Source organism: Bacillus cereus group sp. BceL220, assembly GCF_051776965.1.
Taxonomy (GTDB): Bacteria; Bacillota; Bacilli; order Bacillales; family Bacillaceae_G; genus Bacillus_A; species Bacillus_A cereus.
On sequence record NZ_JBPWBC010000002.1, the window covers coordinates 640,374 to 658,125 of the forward strand.

Here is a 17,752-nt window from a genome sequence, read left to right on the forward strand (position 1 = left end):
AGAAAAGGTGTTGGAAAGCAATGCCTTTTCTTCTATGTATATGTGACAAGAAGGGGGGAGCTGAAATGAAGAAACATTTTTCAAAGACACAATTAATGGGGATGCTCCTCATCATATTTGGATTCGGTCTTTTTCTTGATATGATACTTGGACATTTTGAACCAGGTGGTCTCATTTTTGCATTTATTATGCTTATGTTTGGAAGGCATTATCGTAAAAAGAATCGTTATGTACGGGGAAATGTATTTTTATTTGTTGGTGGTATCGTATTTTTATTTTTCTTATTTTCATCAGCAGCATTTGTTCTTGTCGTATTTGCTTGTTTAGCTTTAATTGGTTATCAATTGATTCAACAAGGGCATCAGCAAAAAGCAATGAAGGTTGAAATTAAAGAAAAAGGGATTATAGACGAAGAGAAGCAAATATATCGTACAGAACCATATTTGAAAAATATGTTTGTAGGCAATGTACGAATGATGGATCATATTTATGAACTTGAGGATATTAATGTTCAATACGGTGCTTGTGATGTGGAAATAGATTTAACTACTGCTATGATTCCAGAAGGGGAAACGGTAATTGTTATTCGGGGTGTCGTTGGTAATATTCGTTTATATGTGCCATATGATATTGAACTTTCTTTAAATCATTCTGTTATTGTCGGACGTGTGCTCTTGCCAGGTCATGAAGAGACAGGGTTTAACCGCAATGTTACATTTAGAACAGAGCAGTATAAAGAGGCTCCTCGTCGTATTAAAATTATTTCTTCGCTTGTCGTAGGCGACACGGAAGTGAGGAAAGTATAATGAAGAAACAAAAAAATATTTCGTGGATGTATATTCGTTATTCTATGTTGTCCTCAGTTAGTATCGCACTCATTTGTACAATTGTATATGTATGGAAAAGCGAGCAACAAGTGTATGATTTATTATGGAAGGAATCCATCGCTTCTGTTCCAATTGGCTTGTTTATTATGACTACAAGTTTACTTATCGGGGGAATTGTAGGATATGCAATCGGTTACTATATAGAGCAGCGTATACAAGGATTAAATACGTTTCTATTTGAAGTAGAGCGAGGGAATTTTCCGAGCGATGTTTCGTTTACTGCAGATGATGAATTTCATGAAGTGGAACGAAAAGTGATCGTTCTGGCTCGTCGATTAGAGGAGCAAGCTGGACTCTTTCAAAAAGTAACGAATGAACGAGCTCATTGGAATGAAGAGATGAGACAAGAAGCAATTTCTCAAGAAAGGCATCGTTTAGCAAGGGAGTTGCATGATTCAGTAAGTCAGCAGCTTTTCGCAATGTCGATGATGATGTCAGCGATTAATGAACAAATAACTGAATTTCCAGATGTGACAAAAAAACAATTACAACTTGTTGAAAATATGGTTGTAAATGCTCAATCAGAAATGAGAGCATTGCTCCTTCATTTACGTCCTGTACAATTGGAAGGTAAGAAACTGACAGAAGGTATAGAGGAATTATTAACGGAATTATCGCGAAAACAACATATGAAAATTGAATGGCTTATTGAGCCAATAGAATTAAAAAAAGGTGTAGAAGATCATTTATTCCGTATTGTGCAAGAAGCGTTATCAAACACGTTGCGACACGCGAAGGCAAAGAAAACAGAAGTGCGCCTTCGAAAAATTGATCAATATGCGATTTTAAAAATTATTGATGACGGCGTTGGGTTTGAAGTAGGCGTTAATAAGGCAGGTTCATATGGCCTAAGATCGATGCAAGAGCGTGTTCATGAAATTGGTGGGACACTCAAGGTGCTTAGTTTCCCGGCCAAAGGTACACAAATAGAAGTAAAAGTACCGATTATGATTGAGAGAGGGGGAGAAGTATGATAAAAGTATTGCTTGTCGATGATCATGAAATGGTTCGTATGGGTGTATCGGCATATTTATCTACACAGCCAGATATTGAAGTAGTAGGGGAAGCTGAGAATGGACGAAAAGGATCAGAATTAGCATTGCAATTAAGACCGGATATTATTTTAATGGACCTTGTTATGGATGAGATGGATGGTGTCGAAGCAACACGTGCTATTATTCAAGAATGGCCAGAAGCAAAAATTGTAGTTGTAACAAGCTTTTTAGATGACGAAAAATTGTACCCTGTTATTGAGGCTGGTGCGACCAGTTACTTATTAAAAACATCAAGAGCAAGTGATATTGCTGATGCTGTACGAGCTACTTATGATGGAGAAACAGTATTAGAGCCGAAAGTTACCGGGAAAATGATGTCCCGTATGCGTCAAAAGAAAGAGCAACCTTTGCATGATGACTTAACGGAAAGAGAGTTTGAGATTTTGTTATTAATTGCAGAGGGAAAAAGTAATCAAGAGATTGCGGACGAGTTATTTATTGCACTGAAAACGGTAAAGACACATGTGAGTAACATATTAAATAAATTGAATGTAAGTGATCGTACTCAGGCAGTTATTTATGCATTTAGGCATCAATTAACGAAGTGATAAAGTGAAGCTTTAATTGGCGGGGAATTCCTCGCTGATTATTGGCTCGCTACAATATAGATTTGGCGTTAAAACCATCGAATGTTTTTATTGACGATAAATAATGTAAGCGTTATCATTAAGGTGTTAACAGTACATATAAAGGGGAGAATGTATATGTTAGTTCAAACTATATTCGGAATGGATAAGTCTAAAAAATTAGGGGAGTATGTGAACGCATTACAAGCACTTTGTGAACAATATAATGTTGAAACAGATAAAATTGCGATTATTGAGGCAACAGAGGAATACTATTTATTTTTAGTAAAGCAAGAAGAGCGCTATGATGTTGTCAAGGTAGAAACAGTTGATACAAATATTGAATATTATACGAAAGCTTATAAAATAAGCAGTTTTAATCATACTGCTTATCAAATGTAAAAAAACTCCCTTTTGGGAGTTTTTTAGGAGGCTTTTACTTCGTTAGATTCGATTAGTAATGGAACTTTTTTCGTACCGCTTAACTTAGCGATTGTAAGGCCAAGAAGAGCTCCTGCTAATGCTGGTATTAGCCAACCGATTCCTTCATTATATAAAGGGATAAATTCAAAATATGGTGTGATGAATGAAACTGAAATACCACCTTGTTTTAATCCATCAAATACGCTCACTACAGCTGCTCCGATTAAAGCACCTACATAAACAGAGCGATATCCACCGAAGTATTTATGAAGTAATGATAGTAGTACGAGTACAATCGCAATTGGATACACAACAAGTAGAATTGGAACAGAGATTGCGATAATTTTTGTTAAACCTAAGTTGGCAACTAATAATCCTAATGCGCAAATGATACTCGCGAATGTTTTGTATGAAAATGTAGTCAATAATGTTGAAAAATATTGGCTGCACGCAGATACGAGTCCAACGCATGTCGTTAAACAAGCGAGTGTAACGATAAGAGATAATAGGAGCAAACCGTACGGACCGAATAATTGTTGTACGATAACAGTAAGTAGCTGTCCGCCATTTTTTGCATATCCGAGAGAGACACTAGTTGCCCCAAGCCAGCCGAGTGCACCATATACAAGTACGAGTCCTGTAGCGGCAATAAGCCCTGCTTTTGCTGTGGCGATGGCAATGGACTTACGATCATTCACACCTTTAGAGCGAATTGCATTTACAACGATAATTCCAAATGCAAGTGCTGAAATGGTGTCCATTGTTAAGTACCCTTCCATAAAGCCTTTGAAGATTGGAGAAGTTTGATACTCTTGCATAGCTGGTCCTGATTGCCCAAGTGGTGTAAAGACACTTTTAACAAACAATAAGAAAATTGAGAGTAATAAAATAGGTGTTAATATATTTCCAATACGATCGACAAGTTTAGATGGATTTAAACTCAGCCAAAATACGATAGTAAAGAATATGATTGTATATACAAATAGCACTAGGCTGCTAGAGCGGATTGTTTCTGGTAAGAAAGAACTAACACCCATTTCATAAGCAACATTTGCAACACGTGGGATGCCCATGGATGGACCGATGGCAATGTATACAACTACTGTAAAGAAAATTCCGAATAATGGGTGAACATGACTTGCAAGTTGCTGCATCCCATTTCCTGATAGAGAAATTGCGATAACAGTTAGTAGTGGTAAGCCAACGCCTGTTAGTAAAAATCCAATCATTGCTGGCCAAAAGTTTTCACCTGCGTTTTGTCCAAGCATGGGAGGGAAAATTAAATTACCTGCCCCAAAAAATAAAGAAAATAGCATAAGACCCGTGAAAAAAATATGTTTTTTTGATACAGTGTTCATTGTTTTTCCTCCTTTTTTAAATTCATTTGTAAGAACACAAAAAACTCGTCCCTAAAGAAAGGGACGAGTTATATTTACCCGCGATACCACCCTAATTTACACATGTAGAAATAAATCTATATGTATACGGCTTTGCAACGTACAACATGATACGTGTTCCTTGTAACGGGGGACGGCCGGTAAGAACTTACTGTAACATTCGGTTCTACTTCTCGGAGATGATTTTCGGTTACGCACTGAACGTTGGCTTTCAGCAAATCGCCAACTCTCTGGGGAACAGTTCTATAACGTACTCGTTCTCGTCAATGAATTTTTATTCAAGTATTCTGACAGTATTGTTGCATGTTTTTTTTAGAAAGTCAATATGTTTTTTGAAAGATATATTTATATACGGAAATATCGAAAGTAATATTCGTTGTTGCAAAAGGAATAATGAATTGTAAAATGGGAGTAAAAATTTGTGGAGAATTGTAAAATTTATAGAGAAAGTTGATATTTATAGGAGTAAAGAAGGGATTATTTGAATTTACAGAGAATATTACAACAATCCACTTGCTGGAAAGAACAAACCAAAAGAGGTGACTGAAATGCTTGCGATGGGAGTATTATTTGGCATTATTGCTATAATTGGTTTTATGTGGTTATATTATTCGCGTTCGTTTAAACAAGCAGAAGTTTTACTCTTTCAAAAAGGTAGTTTGTTGACAAATCAGTCTAGATATTTAGTATGTCCGAAGTGTGGAAGTGCACAGGCCAGAAGTGGAGGATATCAAGAGTGTTGCAAAATTAGATTATGAAAGAAAGGAAGCCTCACATTATTTTGTGAGGCTTCCTTCCTTACAACTTCATGGCGCTCCAAATTGTCCATCGATCTCTTTCAATAATAGGAGAGACGTTTTGTAATGCGGTCTGTATATGTTGTAGAAGTTGAGAAAGTTCATCATCTGTTAACTCATATAGAATGGATCGACCTGTTCGAGGAGATAAATCTTGTAGCAATGCTTCTACAGAATCATGTATTTTTCGTACTTCCCATTGTGTTTGTGTGGGAAGCACGTGAAGAGAATGTTTTTGTAATTCTTTCTGTATCGTGTTGGTTTTTGGACGTCTTTTTGACTCTATTTCAATGAGTTTTGGAAATATAGAGAAAAAATATCCACGAATGTGTTCGGGACTTCCTGGAACTGTACAATCTTCAATCGTTCGATCTTGTAAAATAAGTACACCGTTTTTATTTAATATACGAGAAGCTTCACATAAAAATGTAGGAATGTCTTGTAAATGATGAATAACTGCACGAGAAATAACTATGTCGAATGTTTCATTAGGGTATGGGATATTATGTGCATCACCCTGGATGAAAGAAATATTTGGAAAGTTGCTGCAATTTTCTTTTGCAGCTTGTAATATTTCTTTTGAAAAATCAAGTCCCACAACATTTTTGGCTCCCATAAGAGCAAGTTCTTTCGTATAAATCCCGCCACCGCAGCCAATATCAATTATTTGCTTGTTTTGTATGTCTGTAATGTTTTTTACCATTTCAGCCCAAGAAATATGAGCGTTTCTTGTTGCGTATGTGTATTTATTATTTGGATCATGAAAATTAATGGACATGATAAAGACCTCCTTTCAATGATTAGTATAACTTATTTAATAGGATGTCACGTTTTTGTTTTATGTATGAAGATTATAAGAATTTCTTATCGTAAAAGGAGGATTAATTTGAAAGGGAAATATGTATTGTTGTTATTTGTTATGTTACTAGCAGCTTGTGGTCAAGCTGAGCAAAAAAAAGAAACAAAAAAAGTAGAAGAGACGGTGAATGAAGTGAAAGAAACAATAGAGGTAACCGTTATACAAAAAAAACATAAAGAGAAAAAGTTGCAGGAATCAGAAGCGAAGTTAGTAATAGACATTTTGGATAAAGCTGAGAAACAAGAAATAACCGGAAGCTTCGGTGAACCTGAATATGAAATACAAATTAGTAGAGATGGGAAAAAAGAAACTTATTATGCATGGTTAAGGGGAGAAGATAGACGAGGATGGGTGCAATATAAGAAAGCTATGTATATGTTGAATGAAAAAGATACGGAAAAGCTTTTGGCTATATTTCCAAATGTTTCAGAACAAAAAGAAGATGAGATGCAGGTAGGTCCTTTAACGGAAGTAACAAAAAAAGATTTGCAGATTACTACGTTTCATATTAAAGCGGGCGATCAAAACGTGAATTATATGGTACGGTATACGATTTCACAATCACTATACAACAAGTTAGTGAAGGAACGAGAGTATTATTTGCAACTCACTTTCCCAGAAAAAGTTCAAAAATTAATTGGAGCAAAAGAGAGTGAAATGATTTTAGGTGAAAAAGTAAAGGAAGGGTATAAGCAATATGAATTGCATGCTACTGTTCCGATAAAAGGTGCTTCAGAATCACAATTAAAATCATTAGAAACATATTACGAAAAGTATGATTTGAAAATATTAAACAGTGAAAAAGAAAAAATAGGCGTGTTTCAAAATATAATTCAAATCGTTAAAGAGTATGGTGAAAAAATGAATTTTCAAAGATAAAGTGAGACTTTAATCGGCAGAGGATGCTCATTTTTCGTTGATTAATAGTCTTTGCCAATTCGGCGTTGATTCCCGCTTAACTTCTTTGTTCCAACTGAATTTTGAGATAAGATCCTTATTGGCTGTAACTGAATTGAAATTCTATATAGCCTTTCCTAGGAAATGATAATAGAGAGGGGAGAAGAACACCCTCTCTATTATTTTGCTTTTGCAGATGGCTCATTCATTGATTTTCGTGTAATAAGAAATGAAATCATAAGAGCGGAAAGAATGATAAGAGTGATAAGTAAGTGATTTGGCAACCAATCTAATAATAATACATAGCTCACTGTATAAAAAATAAGAGTTGAAGCTAAAAATGATAAAACACTTATTATGAGAGATTGTAAATTCATTCGTATATACCTCCTTTATTTATATTTTTGGCTAAAAATGGATTAAATAAACATTATTTCTAACAATAGAAAAAAATATGTCATAATAGAGAAAAGAACAAGCTTTGATGAATGAATATGATTCATTAATGAGAGATAAAGGAGAGGAATATGAAAAATAATAAAAAAGGATTATGGGGAATTATTGTTGCGATAGGTCTATTTTTACTGTCTAAGTTAAAGTGGGTATTTGCAATTTTTAAATTAGCAAAGTTTTCAACGGTATTTAGTATGTTTCTATCGCTTGGCGCATACGCAGTTCTATATGGTTGGAAATTTGGAGTGGCGCTCATTTATTTGTTGTTTGTTCATGAAATGGGCCATTTATGGGCTGCGAAAAGAAAGGGGATCCCAACATCGCCAGCAATCTTTATTCCGTTTATGGGGGCCCTTATTGGAATGAAAGAGATGCCGAAAAATGCGAAAGATGAAGCTTACATCGCCTATATGGGGCCGCTTTTCGGACTTCTTTCATTTTTACCAGCGATCCCACTTTATATAATGACGCAAGAGCCGTTTTGGGCGCTTGTTATTTTGCTTGGAAGTATGATTAATTTCTTTAATTTAATTCCTGTTTCGCCGCTAGATGGTGGGCGAATTATTTCAGTTGTCAGTACTAAAATTTGGGGAGCAGGCCTTATTTTATTACTTGGCTATTCAATTTACTTTAAAAGTATTTTGGGAGGATTTATTGTTATTATCGGTTGTATGGAATTATACAGAGTGATAAAGAGAGATGAGCCGATTAAGGAATTAGGGCATAAAATTGATGGAATGAAAGAATATGTTGCTAGGCTTGAAAAGGAATTAAAAGAAACTGGAGCTGTACATCGGACTATATACATGATGCATCATGAGATGAATGCATTAAGACAAAGTGAACGGGAAAAAGAGTTACAAATAGGTGAACTTCAAAAAATGGAAGTGTTAGAGTATCTTTTACCGAAGTTTGAACCGTTAGATTATGTTCCATATGAAGATGAAATAGATGAGTATACTATTCACATAAGAGAAGCATTTGAAGCGTCAGAAAGAAAATTAAATGAATGGAAAACAGAAAAGGAACAACAAGAAAACTATTATAAAGTGGATACGAAAACGAAATGGACAGTATTTGCTTGTTATATCGGATTAATAGCTATACTTGGTTATACAGCTTATGAAGGTTATATTGTTTTACAGGAGCATTTGCCAAGACGAAATGTGTAGAAAAATATTGTCGAAATGATAGGAAGAATTAATACAGGAATTATATTTCTACGAGAGAATGTTACAAGTATAGTCATACATTGTAATATCTTTAGTAGAGAAGGAGTTCTGTATATGAAGAAATTGTTAAGTGTATTCGGGATTATTATCGTAATGATCATTGCGAGTTATAGTCTTATGAAAGTGCTGTTACATTATGCGAATAAGCCTGCTGAGGTAAATACAATAGCTCGAGTAGAAGATGTGCAAGAAGAGACAAAAGTGCTAGATTTTATTCGAATGACACATGAAAGCTATAATAATTTCTTAAATTACGGTAAAGCAGAGAATTATACAGACGGGGATTGGAAGCAATTTAAGCAATGGTTTCAACAACAAGAACCATCTTTAAAAAATATACATACGGAAATAAAGAATGAAAAAATAAAACGCGATGTAAATAGAAGCTATGAAATTGTAAAAAAAGGTGTGGAACTTCAAAATATTGAGTATGTAGTGTATGCCCACCGTGTATATCATGACTTGGATATTATCGTAAATAAATATAGAGGTGAAACGAATATCTGGGGGTATACGGAGTTTGGCGATGGGAAAGATAGAAAGGTAATTGAACAAGCTATACAAACAAAATAATAAGCTAGCTAGAATTCTAGTTAGCTTATTTTCTTTTGTAAATGCAATGTTCATATATTATTCACAAAAACAACGTGTTAATAGTGATTAAAATCACAATCTGCATTATAAGATTCAGTTAAACTAAAAACAGTTAAGGAAATAGAGGAGTGGGATACAATGTTAAGTGCAAAAACAATTGAAATCGTAAAGTCAACAGTACCATTATTACAAGAAAAAGGCGTTGAAATTACAACGAGATTTTATCAAATTTTATTTTCGGAACATCCGGAGTTATTGAATATTTTTAACCATACGAATCAGAAAAAGGGAAGACAACAACAAGCGTTAGCGAATGCTGTTTATGCAGCTGCAACGTACATTGATAATTTAGAAGCAATTATTCCAGTTGTAAAACAAATTGGTCATAAGCATAGAAGTTTAGGTATTAAAGCTGAGCATTATCCGATTGTAGGTACATGTTTACTACGTGCCATTAAAGAAGTCGCAGGTGCACCTGATGAAGTTTTAAATGCATGGGGAGAAGCATATGGTGTCATTGCTGATGCATTTATTAGCATTGAAGCAGAGATGTATGAAGAAGCTGCACATAAAGAAGGTGGATGGAAAGACTTCCGCAACTTTGTGATTGTTAAAAAAGTGAAGGAAAGCGATGTTATTACGTCATTTTATTTGAAACCTGAAGATGGAGGGAAAGTTTCTTCATTCATCCCAGGTCAATATGTAACGGTTCAAATCAATATTGAAGGTGAGACATATACACATAATCGTCAATACAGTTTATCTGATGCACCTGGGAAAGAATATTATCGTATTAGTGTAAAGAAAGAAAAAGGTGTAGATACACCAGACGGTAAAGTGTCTAATTACTTACATGAACATGTAAAAGAAGGAGATGTTTTACCAGTAAGTGCACCAGCGGGAGATTTCGTGTTAAATATGGATTCAACATTACCAGTTGTACTAATTAGTGGTGGAGTAGGGATTACACCGATGATGAGTATGTTAAATACGTTAATTGAACAAGATTCAAAACGTAATGTATATTTTGTTCATGCAGCAATAAATAGTAATACACATGCAATGAAAGAACACGTTAAGGCAGTAGAAAATGAATATGAACAAGTTAAAGCATATACTTGTTATTCTGCACCGACTGAAAAAGATTTAGAAATGAAGAACTTTGATAAAGAAGGTTTCGTTGAAAGCGAATGGTTAAAAACTATTATTCCGACAACTGAAGCAGAATTTTATTTCTGTGGTCCAGTAGCATTTATGAAGCATATAAATGCTGCACTAACTGATTTAGGTGTGAAACAAGAGCATATTCATTATGAATTTTTTGGCCCAGCAACAAGCTTACAATAAGACGGATGAGAATAAATAAAAAAACGAGGTATTTATTTTACCTCGTTTTTTATTTGTTCTCGTAATAAACGGTTAACTGTTTCACGGCGTATGCCTATCAGTTGACCAATTTCAGTTTGTGTTAATATTTCATATATAGGAATGTCACCTAAATATAATGTGAACCATTCTTGTAAACGATGAAGACGTTCTTTTGGTGAGACGGTTGTCAATTGATCAATTCGTTGTTGCATCATTCTTAATTTCGATTGCAATTGCATAGCGATGTTGGCATATGATTCAGGATTTGCTTGAAGTCTCTCATACCATTCACTACTAGTAATTGGTTCCACTTCTGTTTTTATTAAAGCGATAGCTGTACCGTGATATTCTTTCGGTGAAATTAAAGAATGATGAGGTATCGTTTCGCCTGGAACGATAATGTTGAATAAAAATGGTGTTCCGTCTTCTTCTAACCGAACTACTTTTAATAAGCCTGTTTTTATAAAGTATAAAGGACCGTCCTCACCTTGACGGAATAGTACATCTCCTTTGTGTAGAATCAATGTTAGCCCCCCATTAATATGTTTCTATTTCTTCTATTTTAGCGTATATGTATATAGACAATATGCTATTTCAACAGCAATTTCATTGACGAAATGTATGCTATTACAGTAGTATACTATTTAGTGTGTAATAGTACTAGCAATGAATACGCTGTAGGGGGTTTAGTATATTGTTAGATGCGATGAGAATGACGGATATGAGAATTCCGGCGAATGCTATCATTCATGTAGAAGAGATGAAAGGTGGAGTCGTTTTATCCGTTGAAGTAGACGGCCAAATTATTTATACGATGGCTTATGATGAAGAAACAGATAGTTATGCTGAATTATATGATCGAAATGATAAGAGGGCGTGCCAAGTACATGAAGACTTTATGGGATGGTCACTTCTTCACTAAAAAAGATGTCAATATGACATCTTTTTTTATTAAATCGATAGAATATACAAAGAAATGAAATATAAGGATAAAATTTGTAATAATTGATTTTGCATTGTTAGCACTCTGTAACTGCAAGTGAACTATTTTTTCGCTATCATAAAGATAACAGTCGCAGTTATAGGAGTGGTCAACTTGAAGAAAGTACATATTTCAAATTATATGTTATTATGTGTTTGTTTAATTTTATTTGTTCTCCTCGGAGGATTTTTATATTCATGTGTATAAGAAAAACGCATTCTAAAAAGAATACGTTATAAAAGGGAAATAATGATTAATCTAGTTCCAAGAATAATTAACGTAATACGTAATAAATTAATTACGGCGTTACCACTTAGTTTTGTATTAATGTAAGCCCCGATTTTTCCGCCGATCCATGCACCAGGAATAAGGATTAATGCATAAATCCAGCTGACATTTCCAAGTGAGATGTGAGTTGCAGAACTTACAATTGCTGATAGAAATACGATGAACATTGAAGTTGCTACTGCAATATGTGCTGGGAATGCAAAAAGAAGCATCATTGCTGGAACAAGTAAGGCACCGCCACCAATTCCAAATAACCCAGATATAAACCCAACTATAAAGGCAATAAAGATAGCAAGAAACGGTGGGAATTGGTAGTGTACAGTATTTCCATCATTATCTGTAAAAGAACGCTTAATTACAGACGTATTTGAGAGGGAAAGAGGTTTTAGTTTGTCTCGAAGCATAAGTAGAATTGAGACGAATATAAGGAAAACCCCAAAGTATAAAGAAAATGTGTCTTGGTTTAAAAATTTATTTGCCCATGATCCGATAATACCACCAGGGCCGCTTCCGATAAATAAAATAAGTCCACTTTTATAATCTACTCGTTTATGCTTCATATAAGTAAGGGTGGAAGATAGCCCTGTAAAAACGACTGTTACCATAGAAGTCCCTACTGCAAGTTGTGGTGATAAACTGTGTAATCCAATTAATAACGGAACAATAATAATTCCGCCTCCAAGCCCAACTAGGCTGCCGACTGTCCCGGCGATTAGTCCGATGAAAAGTAACATGATGTATTCCAAAATTGCCAACTCCTCTAAATAACTTATCCACCAATTATTATACACGCTTTTTAATGAGAAATAGGCTTGTTCACAAAAAAGTCGTCTTCCTAGAAAAATAAGGAAGACGACTTTTGATTAGAAAACAAAATGTAATAGGTAGTAAAATAGAGCAGCTAAAGAAGCTGAAATAGGAAGTGTAATAACCCATGTAATTAACATACGTTTTGCAGTTCCCCATTTTACCCCTTTCACACGGTGAGAAGCACCAACCCCTAAAATAGAAGAAGAGATAACGTGCGTCGTACTAACCGGTAAGTGAATGAATGTTGCACCGAAAATAACAAGTGATGATGATAAATCGGCAGCTACACCATTTACAGGACGAATTTTCATAATTTGTCCACCGACAGTTTTAATAATTTTCCATCCACCGACAGAAGTACCAAGCCCCATTGCGATAGCACAAGATAATTGTACCCAGAACGGAATATCGCTAGAAGTATGATAGTTATTAGCCATAAGAGCCATCGTGATGATTCCCATTGCTTTTTGTGCATCATTCGTACCGTGTGTATAGGCTTGTAATGCTGCAGTGAAAATCTGGAATATACGGAAGTTTTTGTTCGTTTTCGTTAAGTTAAAGTTTTTAAAGACCACTTTAAAAATACTGTATACGATATAACCAATAACGAAAGCGATAATTGGTGAAATGATTAAAGCTTCAAGAATTTTAATGAATCCTTTAAGGTTTAATGAGCTAATACCAGCAGCAGCAATGGCTGCACCTGCGATTGAGCCAATAATTGCATGCGAAGAACTACTTGGGATACCGTAGTACCAAGTAATTAAGTTCCATGCTATCGCCGCAAGTAAAGCAGCTAAAATTACAAGAGAACCATTTTGTAAAGCAAATGGGTCAACGATATCTTTTGTAATCGTTTTTGCTACACCTGTAAATGTCATTGCACCTAAAAAGTTCATAATAGCTGCCATAATAATTGCATGTCTAGGCTTTAGAGCTTTCGTTGAAACAGCCGTTGCAATAGCGTTTGCTGTATCGTGAAATCCATTGATAAAGTCAAAAGCTAAAGCGCAAATGACTACTAAAACGGTCAGTATCAAGAGTGTATCCATGATCAAACTCCTTACGCGTTCTTCATAATAATTGTTTCTAATACGTTTGCAACGCTTTGACAGCTATCAGCTACTTCTTCAAGCTCTTCGTAAATCTCTTTAAATTGAATAATCTTAATCGGATCTTTCTCACGAGAGAATAAGTGCTTAATCGCATGACGACGAATATCATCGCATTGTGATTCGTAATCCTTAATCTTGATTGCGTTCGTACGAATGTCGACTAACTTCTTTTTAGACAGCAGTTCAACAGAATTTGCAATTTCAATTGCACATTGATTAATTGCTTCTACGAATTTAATCATGTATTCATCAGCTTCTGTAATAGAATACATTTCGAACAGACCAGCACTGTGATCTAATCCGTCTAATACATCATCCATACTCATTGCAAGTTGTAGGATGTCCTCACGTTCAATCGGAGTAATAAACGCTTTGTTTAGCTCCATAATGATTTCGTGAATAAATGAGTCACCTTTTGACTCATACTCTTTCATGCGCATAGAAAACTCTTTTAAATCGCTAGCATTTTTAATTTTATACTCCACGAAAAATTGCGCGCCTTCTTTTAAATTTTCGGAAACATTCATTAACATTTCAGAAAATTTATCTTTTTTTGATTTAAAGACCATTATTGTTACCCCCACAAAAGTAATATATGTAAAATATATTGGCTAATCAATTCTAACAAAAAACTGTCGTTTTTTAAAACATTTTATCGAAAAGTTTACAAAAACTTAACATAACTCTCGTTGTTCTATTAATAATATTAATATCCAATAGTGAATATCTTACTTGTAGAATGTCCTTTTCTTGCAAAAAGTATGAATGTAAAAGAAAAGCTTTACACTATAGGAATGACTACGTTATTATAATAAATTTAAAAGGCGGTATATTCTTCCTTTTAAAAAGAAGAGTGTAAATAAATGAAGGAAGTGAACGAATGAAATTGAAGAACACTCATTTTAAAAAAATGCTTGAGTGGTTCAATAAGAGGAAGAAACTTCGTAATTCATTAATTGTATTGGGAAGTGTACTCGTTACTATATTTATTGCTGTAAATATAATAATTTCCATTCAAGACATATCTGAATTAAAACAAGCTGTTCCACAACCGACTTTAATTTATGATGCAAATAATGAGGTCGCAACTAAATTAGCTTCTTCGAAAACAGAAGGCGTTAAAAGAAAAGATATTCCTGATATTATGGTTCAGGCAATTGTTGCAGTAGAAGATAAGGAATTTTTTAACCATCATGGTATTTATTATAGTGGAATTATAAGTGCAGTTTTTAAAAATATTACAGCAGGAGAAGTTGTAGCAGGGGGAAGTACAATTACACAGCAGCTTGCGAAGAATGTATTTCTGACACAAGATCGTACATTTTCTCGTAAAATAAAGGAATACTTTTTAACGAAAAAAATAGAACGTACTTATACAAAAGATGAAATTATTGAAATGTATATGAATCAAATTTATTTTGGGGAAGGTGCTTGGGGGATAAAGAGGGCAGCTAAATCTTATTTTGATAAAGAGGTAAAAGATTTATCAATTTCAGAAGCTGCAACGATCGCGGGCTTAATTAAAGCGCCGTCTGCGTATTCGCCTTATAAAAACTTTAATAAATCAATTGAACGACGTAATGTCGTATTAAGTTTAATGAAGGAACAAGGATATATTTCTGAAGAGCGATACAATAAAGAAAAAGAGTCAGGACTTGTATTAAAACGTGGGGTTGATGATAAATATAAAGGTAAATACTCCCAATATGTAGACTATATAGTTAGGGAAGCGATGGATAAGTATGAATTAACACAAAATGAAATTTTAGCAGGTGGTTATCGTATTTATACAGAGTTGGATCCGAAAAAACAACAAGCTGTAGAAGATGTTGTGAATAATGATAGTTATTTTAAAGATAGTGGCTCAGATCAACTTATGCAAACGGGTGTAGTCCTTATAAATCCCAAAACAGGCGGTGTTCCAGCTTTAGTTGGGGGGAGAGGACCATATCAGTTTTTACAATTTAATCATGCTACGCAATTAAAAAGACAGCCAGGTTCAACATTAAAGCCTCTAGCTGTATATGTACCCGCTTTAGAACAAGGGTATGAGGTATACGATATATTAAAGGATGAACCATTTCATATTAAAGAATATGAACCGAAAAATAGTGATCAGGCTTTTCATGGTAATGTGACAATGTATGAAGCGGTAGCAAAGTCGTATAATGTTTCTGCTGTGTGGTTATTAGAGCAAATAGGATTAGATAAAGCATTGAAATCTTTAGAGCGATTTGGTATTCCATTAGTACCAGAAGACCGTACGTATCCAATTGCTTTAGGTGGGATGCATGTAGGGACATCTCCATTTGTAATGGCCCAAGCATATAGTACATTCGCTAATGATGGGGTTCAAGTAGAGGCTCATGCAATTAGAGAAGTTCAAAATGCTGAAGGGGAAATAATAGGAAAATGGTATAAAAAAGAGACACGAGTGACGAGTGAAAAAATTGCTCAAAAGATGACGTATTTATTAAAAGGTGTAGTCGAAAAGGGAACAGGTGAAAAAGCGAAAGTTAATAATGTTGATACAGCAGGAAAGACAGGGACGACTCAACTTGTAAATGGCCCGAGCGTAGGGGCAAAGGACTCGTGGTTTGTAGGATACACACCAGATTTAGTAGGTGCGATTTGGGTAGGATATGACAAAACAGATAGCGAGCATTATGTTCCGGGTGGTAGCCAAATTACAACGACGATGTTCCGGGATATCATGAAAAAAGCAAATGCAAACCCAGCCCAAAAAGCGTTCCAATTGTCGTTAATATCTGAGGCGGACTATAAAAAACAATTGCAAACAATTGAAGAAGAAAAGCGAAGAAAAGAAGAAGAAAAGAAAAGGCAAGAAGAAGAGCAACAAAGGAAAAAAGAACAGCAAGAGTGGTTTGATAAAGTGAAAGAGTGGATTCCATCATTATGGTAAAAAAAGAGGCGAATTTCATTATTCGCCTCTTTCTCGTGTGAAAAATAAAGTGAGCTCATAATGAGTGAGATAAATGCTACTATTCATTAAGAGTAATGTTCGTACTGCCAAAGGATTGAGAATCGTATGTGACGATTATTGTTCCTTTACTAATCGGTTCGTAAGGTAATTCTTCTTCATAACTACCATTATTTTCATTATGGATAGACAGCGTGATTTCATCAATTCCTTTATTTGTATACTGATCTTTAATCGTTTCAGCAATTTGAAGTAGAGTTTCGTAATTAGAAGCTTTCGTAATAAGCATTCCTTTTATAACTTTTTTTTCATTATTTGTGGAATTGGAATAAGGGATGTCGTTTTGTTTCGTATACAAAAGTTTGTATGGAACTGTTTTTCTCTCTGCTTTTGAAATAGTGGAGTATTTTAGAGTTAAAAAAAATCCTACACATAAAATAATGCATATCATAAGAGCAATCCAAATGCGTATCAGTGACATAACTCTCATTTTTCATCCCTCTTTCATATCTTTGACTTCATTATTTATCATACAAAATGAGGATTAAGATAGAGTAAATTTGAGGTAAAGAAACGTAAAGAAGGAGCACTTATCCTCCCAAATAAGTGCTCCTTTTTATTAAAAGAGAGATTTAATAGACAATCAAAAGCAAACCTATTACTTATAAATGTGCTTAGTCCTCCCAAAATATTATCGGAAATTGTGGTTAGTAAATTCGGAAGACAGATAGTGTCGCAGTTGTATCGCCCGCAGGTCCTTGAGCGCCTTGAGGCCCTTGAGCACCAGTAGTCCCCGTAGTTCCTCCACCTAGGCAACCAGATCCATATTGAACTAGAATAGCTTGACCAAGAGCTTGAAGAAGTCTAACAAATTCTGTAAGTTCTGACTTAGGGATGTTAATATGGCTACATGCTCTTACTTCGCAACAATCATTACCATAAAATACTTTTCCTTTATTTTTATTGTTCATCTTTTCATTCTTTTCTTTCATAGAATCATTAGTCATTACTATATATTAAAATGAAATTTATACTAAATTCGTGATGGACAAACTACCATTTCTAAAAAAATAAGAAATTGGCCCACC

Annotated in this window: 20 protein-coding genes and 1 other annotated feature; of the genes, 11 read left to right on the forward strand and 9 right to left on the reverse strand. The window is 34.6% G+C overall.

Annotated elements, in window-relative coordinates:
* Positions 1-65 precede the first annotated feature (65 nt).
* From liaF to ACS2FK_RS08235, 4 genes are all read left to right on the forward strand, one after another.
* Complete coding sequence (liaF, locus tag ACS2FK_RS08220; RefSeq protein WP_000716094.1) at positions 66-806, forward strand: cell wall-active antibiotics response protein LiaF; 741 nt, start codon at positions 66-68, stop codon at positions 804-806.
* Positions 806-1,861, forward strand: coding sequence for a sensor histidine kinase (locus ACS2FK_RS08225; protein WP_000744326.1), 1,056 nt, complete (start codon positions 806-808; stop codon positions 1,859-1,861). Before liaF ends, ACS2FK_RS08225 begins: the two co-directional genes overlap by 1 nt.
* The gene (locus ACS2FK_RS08230; protein ID WP_000598707.1) at positions 1,858-2,490 is read left to right on the forward strand and encodes a response regulator; all 633 of its coding nucleotides are present in this window, start codon (positions 1,858-1,860) and stop codon (positions 2,488-2,490) included. Before ACS2FK_RS08225 ends, ACS2FK_RS08230 begins: the two co-directional genes overlap by 4 nt.
* 81 nt (positions 2,491-2,571) lie before the next feature.
* Complete coding sequence (locus tag ACS2FK_RS08235; protein WP_072939635.1) at positions 2,572-2,910, forward strand: DUF3922 domain-containing protein; 339 nt, start codon at positions 2,572-2,574, stop codon at positions 2,908-2,910.
* A 23-nt stretch (positions 2,911-2,933) separates the two neighbouring features.
* Here ACS2FK_RS08235 and brnQ3 read toward each other — a convergent pair whose 3' ends face one another.
* Positions 2,934-4,289, reverse strand: coding sequence for a branched-chain amino acid transport system II carrier protein BrnQ3 (gene brnQ3 / locus ACS2FK_RS08240; RefSeq protein ID WP_001099168.1), 1,356 nt, complete (start codon positions 4,287-4,289; stop codon positions 2,934-2,936).
* Positions 4,290-4,345: 56 nt separating this feature from the next.
* Positions 4,346-4,604 (reverse strand) — a binding site (T-box leader).
* Positions 4,605-4,876: 272 nt separating this feature from the next.
* On the opposite strand from brnQ3, the gene ACS2FK_RS08245 reads away from it, so the two are divergent.
* Positions 4,877-5,086, forward strand: a complete 210-nt coding sequence (locus ACS2FK_RS08245) for a hypothetical protein (RefSeq protein ID WP_000880630.1) — start codon at positions 4,877-4,879, stop codon at positions 5,084-5,086.
* Positions 5,087-5,126: 40 nt separating this feature from the next.
* Here the strand turns inward: ACS2FK_RS08245 and ACS2FK_RS08250 are convergent, their stop codons facing one another.
* Positions 5,127-5,903, reverse strand: a complete 777-nt coding sequence (locus ACS2FK_RS08250) for a class I SAM-dependent methyltransferase (RefSeq protein ID WP_063546926.1) — start codon at positions 5,901-5,903, stop codon at positions 5,127-5,129.
* Between the two features lie 108 nt (positions 5,904-6,011).
* Here ACS2FK_RS08250 and ACS2FK_RS08255 point away from each other — a divergent pair, with 108 nt between their 5' ends.
* Positions 6,012-6,863, forward strand: coding sequence for a hypothetical protein (locus tag ACS2FK_RS08255; RefSeq protein ID WP_000677051.1), 852 nt, complete (start codon positions 6,012-6,014; stop codon positions 6,861-6,863).
* Positions 6,864-7,060: 197 nt separating this feature from the next.
* On the opposite strand, the gene ACS2FK_RS08260 is transcribed toward ACS2FK_RS08255, so the two are convergent.
* Entirely contained in the window at positions 7,061-7,258 is a 198-nt protein-coding gene (locus tag ACS2FK_RS08260; protein ID WP_001053359.1) for a hypothetical protein, read from the reverse strand.
* Between the two features lie 150 nt (positions 7,259-7,408).
* Here ACS2FK_RS08260 and ACS2FK_RS08265 point away from each other — a divergent pair, with 150 nt between their 5' ends.
* The 3 genes from ACS2FK_RS08265 (at position 7,409) to hmpA (ending at position 10,507) form a co-directional block, all read left to right on the forward strand.
* Positions 7,409-8,506, forward strand: coding sequence for a site-2 protease family protein (locus tag ACS2FK_RS08265; protein ID WP_000794494.1), 1,098 nt, complete (start codon positions 7,409-7,411; stop codon positions 8,504-8,506).
* 114 nt (positions 8,507-8,620) lie between these two features.
* Positions 8,621-9,139, forward strand: coding sequence for a hypothetical protein (locus tag ACS2FK_RS08270; RefSeq protein WP_000735529.1), 519 nt, complete (start codon positions 8,621-8,623; stop codon positions 9,137-9,139).
* Positions 9,140-9,298: 159 nt separating this feature from the next.
* Positions 9,299-10,507 (forward strand): NO-inducible flavohemoprotein, encoded by a 1,209-nt coding sequence (hmpA, locus tag ACS2FK_RS08275; protein WP_000947339.1) that lies wholly within the window; start codon positions 9,299-9,301, stop codon positions 10,505-10,507.
* Positions 10,508-10,539: 32 nt separating this feature from the next.
* Here hmpA and ACS2FK_RS08280 read toward each other — a convergent pair whose 3' ends face one another.
* Positions 10,540-11,052 carry a Crp/Fnr family transcriptional regulator gene (locus tag ACS2FK_RS08280; protein WP_000600585.1) on the reverse strand — a complete coding sequence of 171 codons (513 nt, stop codon included), beginning with the start codon at positions 11,050-11,052 and terminating at the stop codon, positions 10,540-10,542.
* A 170-nt stretch (positions 11,053-11,222) separates the two neighbouring features.
* Here ACS2FK_RS08280 and ACS2FK_RS08285 point away from each other — a divergent pair, with 170 nt between their 5' ends.
* Positions 11,223-11,450 (forward strand): hypothetical protein, encoded by a 228-nt coding sequence (locus ACS2FK_RS08285; RefSeq protein WP_000883009.1) that lies wholly within the window; start codon positions 11,223-11,225, stop codon positions 11,448-11,450.
* Positions 11,451-11,743: 293 nt separating this feature from the next.
* Here the strand turns inward: ACS2FK_RS08285 and ACS2FK_RS08290 are convergent, their stop codons facing one another.
* From ACS2FK_RS08290 to ACS2FK_RS08300, 3 genes are all read right to left on the reverse strand, one after another.
* The gene (locus tag ACS2FK_RS08290) at positions 11,744-12,544 is read right to left on the reverse strand and encodes a sulfite exporter TauE/SafE family protein (protein ID WP_053564902.1); all 801 of its coding nucleotides are present in this window, start codon (positions 12,542-12,544) and stop codon (positions 11,744-11,746) included.
* Between the two features lie 117 nt (positions 12,545-12,661).
* The gene (locus ACS2FK_RS08295; RefSeq protein ID WP_000380276.1) at positions 12,662-13,660 is read right to left on the reverse strand and encodes an inorganic phosphate transporter; all 999 of its coding nucleotides are present in this window, start codon (positions 13,658-13,660) and stop codon (positions 12,662-12,664) included.
* Positions 13,661-13,671: 11 nt separating this feature from the next.
* Positions 13,672-14,292: a DUF47 domain-containing protein gene (locus ACS2FK_RS08300; RefSeq protein WP_000231445.1), complete on the reverse strand. Its 621-nt coding sequence runs from the start codon at positions 14,290-14,292 to the stop codon at positions 13,672-13,674.
* Positions 14,293-14,603: 311 nt separating this feature from the next.
* Here ACS2FK_RS08300 and ACS2FK_RS08305 point away from each other — a divergent pair, with 311 nt between their 5' ends.
* Positions 14,604-16,646 carry a transglycosylase domain-containing protein gene (locus ACS2FK_RS08305; protein ID WP_063546927.1) on the forward strand — a complete coding sequence of 681 codons (2,043 nt, stop codon included), beginning with the start codon at positions 14,604-14,606 and terminating at the stop codon, positions 16,644-16,646.
* Between the two features lie 79 nt (positions 16,647-16,725).
* On the opposite strand, the gene ACS2FK_RS08310 is transcribed toward ACS2FK_RS08305, so the two are convergent.
* The gene (locus ACS2FK_RS08310) at positions 16,726-17,154 is read right to left on the reverse strand and encodes a hypothetical protein (protein WP_001265576.1); all 429 of its coding nucleotides are present in this window, start codon (positions 17,152-17,154) and stop codon (positions 16,726-16,728) included.
* A gap of 217 nt (positions 17,155-17,371) precedes the next feature.
* Positions 17,372-17,656 carry a hypothetical protein gene (locus tag ACS2FK_RS08315; protein WP_063546928.1) on the reverse strand — a complete coding sequence of 95 codons (285 nt, stop codon included), beginning with the start codon at positions 17,654-17,656 and terminating at the stop codon, positions 17,372-17,374.
* Between the last annotated feature and the right edge of the window lie 96 nt (positions 17,657-17,752).